Annotated in this window: 7 protein-coding genes; all 7 read left to right on the top strand. The window is 27.0% G+C overall.

Annotated elements, in window-relative coordinates; all coding sequences use genetic code 11:
* Nucleotides 1-1,828 (top strand): hypothetical protein (locus tag NSA58_RS05935; RefSeq protein ID WP_257560249.1); only part of this gene is annotated, 1,828 nt, incomplete at its 5' end.
* Nucleotides 1,821-4,016 carry an ATP-dependent helicase gene (locus NSA58_RS05940; protein ID WP_039679330.1) on the top strand — a complete coding sequence of 732 codons (2,196 nt, stop codon included), beginning with the start codon at nt 1,821-1,823 and terminating at the stop codon, nt 4,014-4,016. The genes NSA58_RS05935 and NSA58_RS05940, both read left to right, overlap by 8 nt.
* A 4-nt stretch (nt 4,017-4,020) precedes the next feature.
* Entirely contained in the window at nt 4,021-4,779 is a 759-nt protein-coding gene (locus NSA58_RS05945) for a PD-(D/E)XK nuclease family protein (RefSeq protein ID WP_039679331.1), read from the top strand.
* The gene (gene addB / locus NSA58_RS05950) at nt 4,769-8,230 is read left to right on the top strand and encodes a helicase-exonuclease AddAB subunit AddB (RefSeq protein ID WP_074429078.1); all 3,462 of its coding nucleotides are present in this window, start codon (nt 4,769-4,771) and stop codon (nt 8,228-8,230) included. Before NSA58_RS05945 ends, addB begins: the two co-directional genes overlap by 11 nt.
* Nucleotides 8,230-11,991 carry a helicase-exonuclease AddAB subunit AddA gene (gene addA, locus NSA58_RS05955; protein ID WP_074429079.1) on the top strand — a complete coding sequence of 1,254 codons (3,762 nt, stop codon included), beginning with the start codon at nt 8,230-8,232 and terminating at the stop codon, nt 11,989-11,991. The genes addB and addA overlap by 1 nt, the downstream gene beginning before the upstream one ends.
* A gap of 16 nt (nt 11,992-12,007) precedes the next feature.
* Nucleotides 12,008-13,219, top strand: a complete 1,212-nt coding sequence (locus NSA58_RS05960; RefSeq protein ID WP_039679334.1) for a metallophosphoesterase family protein — start codon at nt 12,008-12,010, stop codon at nt 13,217-13,219.
* Nucleotides 13,206-16,736 (top strand): AAA family ATPase, encoded by a 3,531-nt coding sequence (locus NSA58_RS05965; protein ID WP_074429080.1) that lies wholly within the window; start codon nt 13,206-13,208, stop codon nt 16,734-16,736. The genes NSA58_RS05960 and NSA58_RS05965 overlap by 14 nt, the downstream gene beginning before the upstream one ends.
* Nucleotides 16,737-17,198 lie beyond the last annotated feature (462 nt).

Genomic DNA, 17,198 nt, shown 5'->3' on the forward strand with positions numbered 1-17,198 from the left:
TATAATAAAGGAAAATAATTATAAATCAAAAGATATACTTTTTTTAGTTCCAAGTGCAATTACTAAGTTAAGTTATATGAGAGAAATAAATCTTCCTTTAAGTGAAGAATTAAAAATTACTACATATAATCACTTTGTTCAAAGTGAGTTGATAAAATATTGGCCTATCATAGAGGAGAATTGTGAAAAAATAAAAGTAAACAAAATAAGTCCTTCTTTTATTTCTCAAAGTTTAAGTGAATATATAATTATGGAGTATATAAATAAGACTAGAGAAGAAGAAAATTATTTTCAGGACATAGTGGGTACAAATAAAAGTATATGTAAAAATATATTAGATAATTTAAGCAAAAGTTGCTTTAATGCCATAGATATTAATAATATAGGAGAAAAAATATATAACTCAAAGAAAAATAGAAATGATTTAAGTAGATATTCATATACTCAAATGCAGGAAGTTATAGATTTTTACGTGAATACTTTATTGTCTAAGGGGATAATTGATAATTCTATCGCTGTATACTTATACAATAATTTTTTATTAAATAATGAGGAGTATAGAAGAAGATTGAGAAAAGAGTACAGATATTTGATTGTAGATAGTTTGGAAAGCGCCAGTGTTAGTGAGAGTAATTTAATATTAGAGTTTTTAAATATAGTAGAAGATGGATATGTTTTTTATGATAGAAGTAAAGATTACTCTTCATTTAAAAATGTTGATATGGCTTATATAGAAGAAAATATAATAAACGAGTTTTTTAAAGAAGATGTGCATGATTTGGGAATAATAAGTATTAAATCTTTATATAAGGAAAAGAAAAGTATAGAGTTAAAAGATGAATATCATTTATATGATGAAATGATAGATGGTGTAGTAGAAAAACTTTTACAATTGATGAGAGAAGGAAAAAATTTAAAAGATATCGCAATAATTTCGCCTATAAATAACTCTATTTTAGACTATAAAATATGTAATAAGCTAAAATCCAACAAAATTGCAGTAACCAACACTAAATTAGATAATAAAATTGTTGATTATCCTTATGCTAATGTCTTAGTTGTGGCAACTTGTATTTTTTATAATTTACAATATTTAATAAAAGAAGAAGAGTACATAAACTTTATAGAAATATTATTTGACATAAATAAGATAAGAGCTATAAAAATATTTAATCATAGACATGATAATGAAGAATATAAGAGTTTAATTGAATTCATTAAAGACAAAGAAAAAGAGAATTTGAGAATAAGTGAGTTCTTATTACAATTTTATATAGAGAAAATGCTTAACTTGAAAGATGGAAAGAAAAATGTGGATTTATGTAAAGATATGATTAAGCAAGGTGATATTTTTAGTGAAATACTAGAAGAACTAAATATGGATGAAAAAGAAAAGTATGAAGTATTTGTAAAATGCTTAAAAGATAATATAAGTGATTATTATATGTCTGCAGATATAGAAGATATGAAAAGTAGCAATAAAGTGATTATTACAACACCGTATACTTATATAAGTGCAAATATAAATAGAAAAATACAGTTATGGTTAGATGTGGGAAGTAATGCTTGGAATATGAAAATAGAAAAGGACATTGCTAACCCATTAGTACTTAGAAAATCCTTTGATGAAAAGCTAATATATAGTGACGAAATGGAAGATAAAAATAAAAGATACTATCTATACAACTTGATTTATAATTTGTTACTTAACAGTGAAGAAGTATATGCTTTTAAAAGTGAATATAGTGTAAATGGTTTTATGCAGGAGAGTATGTTATATGGACTTTTATTAAAGCTTTTAGATAAAGGAGAAATAACTAATGAGTAAGATAAATTACAGAGAGGACCAGCTTCCTATAATTCAATATGAAGGTGGAAAAATGGCAGTTCCTGCAGTGCCAGGAGCTGGCAAAACTTTTATAGTTACAAATTTAGTAGCAAAGCTTTTGGAAGAAAAGAAACAAAATAAGGGGAAGATACTTATCTTAACTTATATGAATAGTGCGGTGAACAACTTTAAAGTTAGGATAAAGAAAATTCTCGAAGAAAAAAATATAGGAGATAAAAACTCTTATGAAGTTATGACAATACATTCTTTAGCTGTAAAAATTATAAAAGAAAAGCCAGAGATTGTTATGTTAAATGAGGATTTTAATATAGCTGATGATTTACAAAAGACCATGATTCTTGGAGATTGTATAAATAACTTTAAGTTAAATGGTGGAGAAAAAGCTTTTAGATTTTTCTTGAAAGAACAAAAAGACCCCATGTGGGCGGATAGACAACTGGATGCTTGGGAGAACGGGTTTTATGATTTAGTTCAAAATACCATAAGTGAACTTAAGTATAAGGATATTACACCACAAAAGCTGGATGAATATATGAGAGAAAACCGTAAAGGAATTTTGAAAATAATTCTTCCTATTTATACAGAGTATGAAAAAAAGCTAAAGGCCAATGGATTACTTGATTATGATGATATGCTTATTTTAGCTTATAAGGCTTTAAGTAATGATTCAGATTTAAAAACAAAATATCAAAATAAATATCAATATGTATTTGAAGATGAATGCCAGGATTCCAATGAGATACAAGGAAAGATAATTGGACTTATTTGTGAACAACATAATAATCTTGTAAGAGTTGGGGATATAAATCAAAGTATAACAGGAACATTTTCTTCATCAGATCCGAAGTTCTTTAAAGAATTTATAGAAAAGAGTGATTACTGTTATAGAATGGACATGTCCAATAGAAGTTCAAAAGATGTGATAAACCTTGCAAATGAGCTCGTTAGATATGTTACACAAAATTTACAACCGGAATGTAGAGATGCTTTGGAAGAAATGGATATTAAAACTGTACCTAAAAATAGAGGGTACAAAGAGAATCCACAACCAGACAAATATCAAATTAATTATAAATATTATGAGACTTTTGATAAGGAAATAGAGCAAACAGTAAAATTTGTGAGAAATATTAATAAAAAATATCCCGACAAAAGTATAGGTATATTAGTACCATACAATGACCATGTTAATTTAGTTGCAAAAGAACTAATAAAAGAAGATTTAGAGTTTGAAGAATTAGGCCCAAACTCTCTTAGAAAAAGAAGAGTAATAGATAATATTGCTTTAATATTAGATTTTATACTAAATTGCGATGAAAAAGAAAAATTAATAGAAGTATTAGATAAAGTTTATATAAAAACAGATAATAAAGAAGGAAAAAAAGATTTTTTACAATTATTAAGAGAAGAAAAACTAAGTGTGGAAGATTTATTATATGATAAAGAATGCTCTAAAGAATTAATAATAGACATAGATAGTGATTTATATCAAAGTTTTTTATATGGGCTATATAATTTGAAAAATATAATAGAATATCCTCTAACTAGAATCGATAAGCTGATTCTTTTCATAGGAGACAGCATGATAATAGAAAAAGAAGAAAAAGCTATAGTAGATTATTTAGGTTTTTATGTAAAATATTTAGTTGCAGAAAACAATAATATTAACCTTCAACAAATATATAACTTGCTAAGCGATAGGAAAAATAGAGTTTTTAACTATATAATAGAAATTGTTAGTGAAATAAATGGATACGAGCCACTACCTGGAAGTATAACTGTGTGCAATTATCATAAATCTAAGGGATTAGAGTGGGATTGTGTATTTTTATTGGGAATGACGGAGTTTAATTTCCCGGACAATATTTATCAAAAATTTCAATGTGATAAATGGTATCTTAAAGAAAAATATAAAAATCCAGAATCAAATATAAAAGCTGAAATAGATTTTCTTTTAAAGGGCGAGGTAACTAAAAATTATGCAAAAGAAATTAAAGAAAGTTTGATCAAAGAAAAAATAAGGCTATTATATGTGGGAATAACAAGAGCAAAAGAAATGCTGATATTGTCTGCAAGTGCGAAAAATTCTGTTACAGATAAGAAAAAGCAAAATCCATCTATGTATTTAAATATATTAAAAAGTGTTATAGATAAAAAAGGAGAATGATTAAATGGATAAAAAATTAAAATATTTTGTATATAGTCAAAACTCACTAAATACTTATAAATCATGTCCTTTTAAGTTTAAATATAAGTATATAGATAATATAAACTGGAAATATGATGACTTAGGAAGTAGAGAGTATTATGATAGCTTAAAGTATGGGCGAGATTTTCACTTATTATGTGAAAGATACTTTTGTAATATTCCTTTAGGAAAAATTGAAGATAAAAACTTCAATAAATGGATAAGTAAAATAAAAGATATACTACCAATTGAAGAAGAAAATATATATTTACCGGAATACGAAATGAATCTAAATTTAAATGGTAGAAATATTGTGGCAAAGGTTGACTTAGTTATAATAGAGAAGGATAAAATAAATCTTTGGGATTGGAAAACAGAAAATCAAGAAATTACATATAAAAATGCACTTAATAGAATGCAAAGTACAGTGTATATGTTTTTAGCTGAAGAAATAATAAGAAAGAATTTCTACAGTGATTATAAAATTGAAAATATAAGCATGAATTATTATCAGCCAGCTTTAGATAATAAACCAATTACAATAAATTATAATGAAAAACTTCATGAAGAAAATAAAATGAAAATTTTAAATAATATCAATAATATAGAAAATACGGATTTTTATAATGAAGATAATATAAATAAAAATTTAAATCACTGTAAATATTGTGAGTTTAATAAGCTTTGTAACAGTGAAAATGTAAATTATGAAATTTTGGAGGAAGACATTTATGGGCCTTAGATTTGTATTAGGCAAGGGAGGTATAGGAAAGACAACCTTTATGCTAAATGAAATAAAACAAAGAGTGCAAGATAATGAAACAAGTCCTGTAATTCTTTTAGTTCCAGAACAATACTCATTTGAGATGGAAAAAAATATGTCAAAACTTTTCCAAGGAGAAGAAAAGGACAAGTATTTAAGAAGTAGAGTACTTAGTTTTAAAACTATGAGTAGTATAGTATTTTCAAAGGTAGGGGGCCTTACTGATATAAATATTAACTCAAGTGGTAAGGCTATGATTATATATAAATCCATAGACAAAATTAGTAGTGAATTAAAAGTTTATGGCAGATCATCAACACAATCTGGTTTTGTAGGTTCTATAACAGATATGATATCAGAATTAAAGCAATATAATGTATCACCAGATATGTTAGAAAATATAGCAGGTGAAATGGAGAATGAAACATTAAGGTATAAATTAATGGATATTGCTAAGATTTATGGAGAATTTGAGAAAAATCTACACGAAAATTATGTGGATTCTCAAGATTTGTTAACATCTTTAGGGGAAAAGCTACAGATATGTGATTACTTTAAAGATTCATACATTTATATAGATGAATTTACTGGTTTTACACCTAATCAGTATGGAATTATAAAAGAATTATTAAAACAAGCTAAGGAGGTTTATGTTTCTTTAACCATAGACTCTTTAACTCAATTTACATACTCAAAAAATGATGCATTTTCAAGAACGAAGTATACATATGAAAAGTTATATAAAATGGCATCAGAAGAAGGAGTAAAAATACATACTAATATAAATTTGAATGCTGAAAATGTAAAAAGATTTAAAGGAAATGAAGAACTACAGCATTTAGAAGCTTTTTATCATGCATATCCATATAGAAAATATGAAAAAGAAACTAAATATATAAAAATTAAAGAATTTAATAATTTATATGATGAGGTTGAGCAAGTTGCAAAAGATATTGTCCATCTAGTTAGAGAGAAAAAAGTAAGATACAAAGATATAACTGTGGCAACTAGAGATTTAAATAGATATGACTTTTTAGTACGTTCAATTTTCAAAGAGTATGAAATACCAAACTTTATAGATTCTAAAAGAGAAGCTAAGAGTAACCCAATTATAGTATTGATACTTTCTGCCCTTGAAATGAGAAATAGAAGATACTCTTATGAGACCATGTTTAGATATTTAAAAAGTGGGCTTATAGGAGTAAGTGATGAAGATATAAGTTTGATGGAAAACTATGTACTTCAAAATGGAATCACGGGTAAAAAATGGTTTGAAGAAAAATGGGAGTATAAAGTAAATCAAAACTATTTGGCTGAAGAAAGTGAATTTGATTTGGAACAAAAAGAGAGAATAAATGAAACTAAAAATCAAATATTAGAGCCAATTATAAAGTTACAAAATAAACTTGATAAGAAAAGTAAGACAGTAAGAGAAATTTGTACTTATGTATATGAATTCTTATTAGATATTAATATGGAAGAAACTTTAGAAAATTTAATTAATAACTTTACACAAAAAGGTGATTTGGAAATTGCTAATGAGTATTCACAAGTTTGGCAGATAGTAGTAGATATACTAGATCAAATGGTGGAGTTAATGGGTGATGAAAAAATATCTTTAGATAAGTTTATGAAAGTTATAAGTCTTGGATTTGATGAGTATGAGTTAGGTCTTGTACCTCCAAGTATGGATCAAGTTTTAGTAAGTTCCATAGATAGAATGAAAAATTCCAATACAAAACACCTTTATTTAATAGGAACTACAGATGGGATTTTCCCGCTGATTTCAAAAGAAAGTGGTTTGCTTAGTGATAAGGATAGAGACTCTTTAGGTGAAAAAGGTATAGAAGTTGATATAGATAGCAAAACAAAAACTTATGAAGAACAGTTTTTAGTTTATAAATCTTTAACTTATACAAGTGAAAATTTAACTATAAGTTATCCTATCTCAGATCATGAAGGAAAAACTCTGAGACCTTCTATAATTGTATCTAGACTTAAAAAAATCTTCCCAAATATCAATATAAAAAGTTATGTGTTAAAAGACTTAGATAATTCTTCAGAATCAGCTTTAGACAATATAACAGTAAAAGCACCTACTTTTAATGAGCTTATAAATGCTATTAAAGAGTTTGAAATTAGAGGGGATATTAATGAAGTTTATTTAGATTTATATAGATATTTCCTAGGTGATGAAGAATATAAAAATAAATTGGAGAAAGTAGTAAGTGGATTAAGTTATACAAACCAAGTGGAAAAAGTAGAAAGAGAAAAAATTAAACAATTATATGAAAATAAAAACTTAAGTATTTCAAAGTTGGAAAGATATGCTCAATGTCCATTCTCTTATTTTATACAATATGGACTAAAAGCACAGGAAAGAAAAGAGTACTCTTTCACAGCACCAGACTTAGGTTCATTTATTCATAATATACTTGATATTTTCTCTAAATCTTTAAATAAAGATAAATTAAACTGGCATGAAATAGATGAAGATTATATAAGAAGTAGAGTATCCATTATTGTGGATGAGATGGTAAGTAAAATACCTGGATTTATCTTAAATTCTTCTGAAAGATACAAGTATTTAGCTTATAGATTAAAGAAAATGCTGGTTTCTGCAATTAGTATTATTTCTATGCAAATAAAACAAGGAAACTTTGAACCTGTGGACTATGAAGTTAGCTTTAGGAAAAATGGCAAATATCCACCTATAAAAATAGTATTAAATGATGGTGAAGAAGTAACCTTAGTTGGACAGATAGACAGAATAGATGAATTAGAAAAAGATGATAACAAATATATTCGTATTATAGATTATAAGTCAGGAGATAAGTCTATCAATTTAACTGAAGTTTACTATGGATTGCAGTTACAATTATTAGTTTATCTTGATGCTATTATAGATAGTGATAGGTATAAAAAAACAAACTTAAAACCAGCCGCTATTCTTTACAACAGAATAGATAATCCTATTGTAAGAAGTAACGAAGATCAAAAAGACTCTGTAATAAATGAAGAAATATTAAAGAAGCTTAGAATGAATGGTTTAGTGTTAAAAGATGTGGACATTATCGGAGAAATGGACATGTCCCTTAAAGAAGGAGAGAGAAAAACTTCTTTAATTATACCTGCTAATTTCGATAAAAATGGAAATATAGGTAGATATACTAAAGGTGTTACAGAGTCAGAATTTGATATTTTAAGAGAGTATGTAAAGTATGAAGTAAAAGAGCTTTGTGAAAGAATGGTAGGAGGAGATATAAGTATAATTCCGTGCAAAAATAAAAATGGAACATCTTGTGATTTCTGTACGTATTCATCAATCTGCCAATTTGATACTTCAATAAAAGGAAATATTTATACTATTCTTAATGATAAAAGCGATGAAGAGGTAATAAAACTAATGGAGAAGGAGGTTAAGAAATAGTGAGCTCACCAAAATGGACGAAAGAACAGCAAGAAGTAATAGACAGTAGAGAATGTAATTTGCTAGTAGCAGCTGCTGCTGGTTCTGGAAAAACAGCAGTACTAGTTGAGAGAATAATACAAATAATAACAAATAAAGAAAAACCTGTAGATATAGATAGCTTACTAGTAGTTACCTTCACCAATGCAGCAGCAGCGGAAATGAGAGAGAGAATAGGAGATGCTATTGGTAAGGCATTGGAGAAAAATCCGGAAGATAGCCATTTACAAAATCAGTTGGTGTTGTTAAACAAGGCAAGTATAACTACAATACACTCTTTCTGTTTGGAAGTAATTAAATCAAACTTCCATAAAATAGACTTGGACCCTAATTTTAGAATAGGAGATGAAACGGAATGTACTATTTTAAAACTAGAAACCATAGAAGAAGTTTTTGAAGAATTTTATGAAGAAAAAGAATATGATTTTTATAAATTGGTAGAAAGCTATAGTGAAAAAAGAGGAGATACTAACTTACAGCAAATGGTACTTAGTATTTATTCCTTTGTAATGTCTTCACCTTATCCAATGAAATGGTTAGAAGATAGCGTGAATGATTTTAATATAGATGATGACTTTGATTTTTCCACATCAAAATGGGCAAAAATTATTTTAGACACTATAAAAATACAAGTTAATGGTATAGTAAATAATTTTGATAAAGCTTTAGAAATGGTAGATGGAATTGAAGAATTAGAAACTTTTGCCGATAAATTAAAAATAGAATATAAAATGATAAAAAATTTATTAGATAGTTGTGATGAAAGTTGGGAAGATGCATATAGAGCAGCCATAACTTTAGAATTTGAAAACTATGCAAAAGGAGTAAAAAGAATTCCTAAAGGAGCAGAAGAATATATAAAGGATGCAAAAGATAAAGCAAAAAAAATAAGAGATGATGCTAAAAAATCTTTAGAGTCTATACAAAGCTCTATTTTTAATAAAAATGTGCCGGCTTTAAATAAAGAAATAGAAATGCTATATCCAATAGTAAATTCTTTAAGTAAAATACTTAAAAGATTTATTGATTTATACAGTGAAAGAAAAAGAGAAAAGGGTATAATTGACTTCAACGATATAGAACATTTTGCACTAGCTATCTTAACAAAAGAAGATGAAAATGGAAATATTAATGCAAGTGATGTAGCATTAGAGTACAGAGAAAAATTTTATGAGATATTTATAGATGAGTATCAGGACTCCAACTTTGTACAAGAAGTTTTACTTTCAACAATAGCGAAAATTGAAACTCCAAATAGATTTATGGTTGGAGATGTTAAGCAAAGTATTTACAGATTTAGACAAGCAAAGCCAGAAATATTCTTAGACAAGTACGCTACTTATGGTACAGAAAAGGGCGAAAAAAATAGAAAAATAATGCTTTATAAAAACTTTAGGAGTAGAAAAGAGGTTATAGACAGTTGTAACTATGTTTTTGGAAATATAATGAGTAAAAATATAGGTGAAATTGAATATACAAAGGATGAAGCATTAAATCTGGGAGCTTCTTTTAAAGAAAATCTAGAAGAAAAAGTAATTGTGGGGGGACCTACAGAAATTCATCTAATGGAGAAAGCTCAAAAAACTATAGAAGAAAATCAAAATGATGAAGAACAACCAGAAGAAGAATTAGATAACATACAATTGGAAGCTCGTATGGTTGGGAAAATTATAAAAAATTTAATGGCACCAGATGAAGAAGGAAATACATATAAAGTTTATGATAAAAAGCTAGATGATTATAGAGTAGTGGATTTCAAAGATATAGTAATATTACTTAGAGCTACATCTGCATGGGCACCTGTATTTGCTGATGAATTGATAAACATGGGTATACCTACTTATGCAGATACAGGTATGGGGTATTTTGATACTATTGAAATTAAAACTGTAATGTCGTTTTTAAGAATAATAGATAATCCGATGCAAGATATTCCACTATTATCTGTTTTAAAATCACCAATACTTCCTTGTACATCATTTACACCAGAAGATTTTATAGATATCAGATTAGAAAACAATAACACTAATCTTTATGAATGTATGAGATTAATAAGTGAAGGTGAAGAAGAGCAAAAGAAGGAAATAAGAGAAAAATGTAGAAGTTTCTTAAGTGAGTTAAAAGAATATAAGGAAAAATCTTTATATATGAGTACGGATGAATTTTTATGGCACTTATACATGAAAAGTGGCTACTATGCTTATGTTGGAGCACTTCCTAGTGGAAGTCAAAGACAAGCTAACTTAAAGATTTTATTTGAAAGAGCAAAACAATTTGAAGAAACTAGCTTTAAGGGTATTTTCAACTTTATAAACTTTATAGATAAAATTAAAAAATCTAATTCAGATATGGGAAGTGCGAAAACTCTTGGAGAAAATGCCAATGTAGTGAGAATAATGTCCATACATAAAAGTAAAGGTCTAGAGTTCCCAATAGTGTTTTGCTCTGCCATGAGTAAAAATTTCAATACTATGGACTTTAAAAAGGACATGTTATATCACTATGAATTAGGTTTTGGCCCACAACTTGTAGACATAGACAGACGAATATCTTATCCAAGTATTGCAAAAGAAGCATTAAAATATAAAATGAATTTGGAAAATCTTTCGGAAGAAATGAGAATTTTGTATGTTGCCTTAACAAGAGCTAAAGAAAAACTTATACTAACGGGAGCTGTAAAAGATATTCCAGGAGCACTTCATAAATGGGGGAAAAGTTTAGACGGAGATAATCCTGTTTCCCAATATGATGTGCTAAAGGCTAAAAACTATTTAGATTGGATTATGCCTTCTGTATTAAAGCATAAGGACTTTAAAGAAATAAGGAAGGCTTATGACATAGATGTATTATTACAATCTAACCATGATTCCAAGTGGTCATTAGATACTTGGGAAAGAGATGATGTAATAGTGGAAGAAAAAGAAGAAGAAACTAATATAGAATCTTTGTTGAAGGAAATGGAAGAAAAAAGTGTTGATGCTGATCATAGTTCAAAGATAAGTGAAAAATTAAACTATGCTTATCCTTATGAAGAAAGTGTAAAAGTTTCGGCGAGTATATCTGTATCAGAAATAAAAAAAATGCAAAGTACACATGAGGAAGACTATTCAAAGCCTTTGTATGAAGAGAAAGTAACTTTAAAAAGGCCATTATTTATTCAAGAAAGTGAAGCAAAAAATAAAATAAACCCACTGGAAAGGGGTACAATAGTCCATTTGGTTATGGAAGTTCTAGATTTAAATAGAATAAATACAATTGATGAAATAAAAACTCAAATTAAAGATTTAATTAAGAGGGAAATAATAAGTGAAAAACAATCACTAGTTATTAATCCTTTCAAAATATATAAATTCTTTAAATCTAATATAGGTAAAAGAGCACTAGCATCACACTTTATAAAAAGAGAGCAAAGTATATATTCTCAGATAAAAATGAATGATATTTATCTAAATAATGAAGATATTCAAAATAATAGGGCAACATATGAAGAAGAGAGTCTAATGCTTAGAGGTATCATTGACTTATATTTTGAAGAAGATGATGAAATAGTAATAGTAGACTATAAAACGGACTATATAGATGAAGATAATAAACAAGAGGTAATAGATAGATATAGAAAGCAATTAGACTTATATGCAGAAGCTTTAAATAAGCTTACGGGTAAAAAAGTTAAGGAAAAATATTTATATCTATTTAATATAGATGAAGAAGTTAAATTATAAAAATTAAGGAGGAGCCATGAAATTTATTCATACATCAGATTGGCATATAGGTAAAAATCTAGAAGGCCATTCAAGATTAGAAGAACAAGAAAAGTTTTGCAATGATTTTGTAAAAATTGTTGAAGAAAACAATATAGACATGGTTATTATTGCTGGAGATGTGTATGATACTTCAAATCCTCCAGCTGGAGCAGAAACTTTATTTTATAAAACAGTTTGTAGATTAGCCGATGATGGAAATAGATGTGTATTAATTATAGCAGGTAATCATGATAATCCAGAAAGATTAACTGCTGTATCACCTCTTGCAAAAGAGCAAGGAATCATAATTCTAGGTTATCCACTAAGTAGCGCAACTGAGGAAAAATATAAAGGTTATGAGATTGTGAAAGCCAGTGAGGGATGTTTAAAATTAGACATCAAAGGAGAAAAAGTAACTGTAATTACACTACCTTATCCTAGTGAAAAAAGATTAAACGATGCTATCAAAGATGTGGAAAGTGAAGAAGAATTACAAAGAACTTATTCTAATAAAATAGGAGATATATTTAGAAAATTAGAAGAAAATTTTGAAGAAGATAGTATTAATATAGCAGTATCTCATTTATTTGTATGTGGAGGGGATCCATCTGATTCAGAAAGACAAATACAACTGGGAGGAAGCCTTGTAGTTGATAAACGTGATTTACCACAAAATGCTCAATATACAGCCTTAGGTCATTTACATAAACCACAAAAGGCATCTGAAAGGCTTAATGTTTACTATTCGGGATCACCATTACAATATAGTGTAAAAGAGAGAATTTATGCTAAGGGAGCAAATATAGTAGAAATACATGCGAAAGAAGAACCTGTAATTGAAACAATATACTTTAATAATTATAAACCTATCGAGGTTTTTAAATGTAATGGCATAGAAGAGGCCTTAAAAGTATGTGAAGAAAATAAAGATAGAGATATATGGTCTTATTTTGAGATAAAAACAGATGAAGTTATAAGTCAAGAAAATATAAAGAAAATGAAGGGATATCTAAAGGATATTATTGAAATAAAGCCAATTATTACATCTGATTATGATGAAGAAGAAATTGATTTAAAGGAAAAATCTATGGCTCAATTATTTAATGATTTTTATAAATTTAAGGAAAAATGTGAACCAAGAGGCGAACTCATGGACTTATTCTTAAACATAGTAAGTGAAGAAGGTGAAAACGATGAAACCAATTAAACTGGAGTTAATGGGGCTAAATAGTTATACTGATAAACAAACTATAGATTTTGAAAAACTAACCTCAAGGGGTTTATTTGGTATTTTTGGTAATACAGGAAGTGGAAAATCTACCATATTAGATGCCATAACTATAGCCTTATATGGGGATATTTCTAGAGATACTACAGATTATATTAATTCTAGCTGTGATAAGGCGATTGTAAAGTATGAGTTTGAAATAGGAAGTAAAAATAATAGAAAAAGATACTTTGTTGAGAGAACCATAAAAAATAGTGCAACTGGAGGAACGAAAACTTCTCGAGTACTTTTAGGTGAAATAAAAGATAGCGGTGGTGTAGATGTACTAGCTGACAAAGTGGGAGAAGTAAAAAGTAAAATTCAAGATATTATAGGATTAACTTCTGATGACTTTACAAGATCTGTAGTTTTACCTCAAGGTAAATTTAGTGAGTTTTTAAAATTACAAGATAGAGATAGAAGAAAAATGTTAGAGAGAATATTTAACCTTGAAAAATATGGTGAAAAACTTTCTAATAAAGTAAAAGCAAGAAGAAATGAAGCTAAAGAAAAGATAACTAGTTTAAATGGAAAACTTAGTCAACATGAGGGAATTACAGAAGAACTATATGAAGAGACTATAGAAGAACTTTTACAATCTAAAAAAATGGAAAAGTTAAAGAATGAAGATTTAGCAATAGCTGAAAAGGAATTTGAAGAAAATAAAATAATATTTGAAGATCAAAAGTCTTTACAAAAATATATAGATAGAAAATCTCAAATAGATTTAAAAGAAAAAGAAATAAACACCAAAAGAGAAGCAATAGAAAGAAGTGAAAGAGGAGAAACTATTATTCCTCATATAAATGATATAAAAATATTAGAAAAAGATATATATGAAAATTCAAATGAAGTACAACGATTAGAAGGTATCATAACTAATATTAAAAAAGAAATAGATTTATTATCAATAAGATACGAAGATGCAAAAAAAGAAAAAAATGAAAAGATACCTTTATTAATTGAAGAAAAAGGTAAGCTTCAAAGAGGTATAGAACTTGAGGAAAAAATAGAGATTTTAAATTTTTCTATTAAAGAGCTTAAAAAAGAAATTGATATAGAAACTAAGGTAAAAGAAGAACTGAAAAAATTAATAACAGATTTACAAAATCAAGTTGATAGTAAATATAAAAAAATTCAAGACAATAACAAAAATATTGAATCTTTAAGAATAAGTACTCAGCTAAAAGAAAATATATTTGAAGCTTATAACAAAGAAGAAGAGTTAAAAAAAATAGGTGCTGAAAGAGAAGAAAATAAGAACTTATTAAAAGATGTGAACAAAAGAATAGAAGATTTAAAATTTAGAAATATTGATGTTGAAAAAAATAAATCATCTGTAAATATAAAATTGAAAAGACTTCTAGAACATCAAGAAACTTTAAATAGAAGTTGTCCGGGAGACAATAAGATAATATCAAGTGAAAAGGAGTATCTACATAATTTAAAATCAAGATTAGAAAATACAAAGGATTATGAGAAACAAATTAACTCTATTAAAGACGATTTAAATAAAAATGAAAAGAGTAAATTTGATAATCAAAGATACTTAAACGAATCTAGTATAAAATTAGAAAGAATTAATAAGGCTATAGACGACTTAAAAGAGGAACAGGGAAATTTAATATATCAAAATATGGCATCTTATCTAAGACAAGAATTAAAAGACAATGAGCCTTGCCCTGTTTGTGGTTCAATTCACCATGAAAAAATTTATATTAGTGCTAATTTTGAAGAAGCAAAATTAGTAGAAGAAAAAATTAAGAAATTAGAAGATGAATATAGTAAAGAAAAAAGAGATTATGATGAATTGGCTTTAAAAAATAGAGAAATTAATTCTTTTGAGAGTATAAAGAGAAAGACTTTAAATGAATTAGAAAGTAAGTTAGGAGATTATAATTCTTCATCACTTGAGAAAGAAATAGATATAAAGCAAAAAGAATTAAAAATCCTAGAAGAAAAGGTATCATCTTGGGAAGAGGACAAAAATAAAACCATAGAAGAAATCTACAAAATAAAAGATTTAAAATATGATGTAGAAAAAGAAGAAGTAAAAATAAAAGAAAATTTAAATTTAGATAGAAAATTAAGTATAGAACTAAAAGATAAGATAGATAACTTAAATAATAAGTATGATAATCTCAATTTAGAATACTTAGGATTAAAATCTAAAGTTAAAGTTAATGATTTAGCAGTTAAGGTAAAAGAAATTGGCGAAAATGAAAAGAAAGTTGAAAAATTAAATAAGGAAATGTCAATTTTAAATAAAGAAAAAGAAGACCTAGATAAAGAATATAAAGAGAAAGAGAGTTTATTTAATGAAATTGATAAAAAACTTTCTAACTTAGTTCAACATAGGGATACTAAATATAAAGAAGTGAAAAATAAGGAAGAAGAATTGAATAAAATTGCTAAGGGAATTTCACCAGCTAAGTTATTACAAGCTACTATAGATAATATTGATAGAATTACAAATAATGAAAAAGAATTACACGAAGCATTAACTAATAAAAAACATGGTTTTGATGAAAATTCTAAATTGAAAAGTAGTAAAGATGGTGTATTATCTCAAGCTAAAAAGCAACTAGAAAGTAAAACTCAAACTTTAACAACATTATTAATAGATAATAAATTTGACTCTGTTAATTCTGTTGAAAAATCTATTTTACCAAAGGAAGAAAAGGATAAGTACAAAGGGGAAATAGAATATTTTGATGAAGAGACTAAATATTTAATAGTAAAGATATCTGATTTAAATAAAAAATTAAATGGAAGAAGTATAAAACCTGAAGAGTTTGAGAATCTTCATATTTCAATTAATTCATTAAAAAATCAAATAGCTACTTTAAGAAAAGAGATTGGTTCAAAAGAAAATGAACTTAAAAATATTGAAAAATCTTTATTATCAATAAAAGAATTAACTAAAGAGGTTAAAAATGTTGACCATGAATTATCCTTACTAGATGAGATTAATAAATTGATAATGGGTAATAAGTTTGTAGAATATGTGGCTACGAATCAACTTAAATACATTGCATTGGAAGCATCAAAAAGATTAGGTTCAATAACGAGAGGAAGATATGCACTAGAAATCGATGAAAATCTGAATTTTATAATGAGAGATAATATGAATGGAGGGCAGAGAAGAAGTGTTGATTCATTATCAGGAGGAGAAACATTCTTAACATCTTTATCATTAGCCTTAGCACTATCATCTCAGATACAATTAAAAGGAAGTAGTCCATTAGAGTTCTTCTTCTTAGACGAAGGTTTTGGTTCTTTGGATACTGAGTTACTAGAAGTAGTTATGGAGTCTTTAGAAAATCTTCATAATGACCAACTAAGTATAGGTATAATTTCACATGTGGAAGAATTAAAAAATAGAGTACCAGTAAAGCTTATAGTAAGTCCATGTGATGTTGGAAAAGGATCTAGAGTAAAAATAGAATATAGCTAAAATAAATTTGATAAAAGAACCGGCCCTGAGGGGTTGGTTCTTTGTGAGTAAAGAAAAAGAGGCACCTACTGGGGGAATAGTAGATGCCTTAAAAAATATATACTTATTAGGGGGAGAGATATATAATTTCCGCTCTCATATATAATTCTTTCCGTATTTTAGAATTTTATACATTTTTTTCGAAGCTCAGAAATAAATATCAACAAAGGAGTAACAACAAAATATTATTGTTATAAGAAAGACTCTCTCTTAGCCTTTCTTAATTATAATATATGTGAAAACTCATAAAATGACACAAAATGATAAAAAAAACTTTTTTTCGTTATATTTTATTTGGTGCAATTTTATTAAGGCTATATTTTCATAATAAAGAAGATATTTATTGTAAGTTTAAATTAATAAGGGACAAAATGGATATAATATTTATTATGGCACTATAATAAAATTAATTAATTCAAAAGA

The sequence above is a fragment of the Terrisporobacter muris genome (assembly GCF_024621905.1).
Classification (GTDB): domain Bacteria; phylum Bacillota; class Clostridia; order Peptostreptococcales; family Peptostreptococcaceae; genus Terrisporobacter; species Terrisporobacter muris.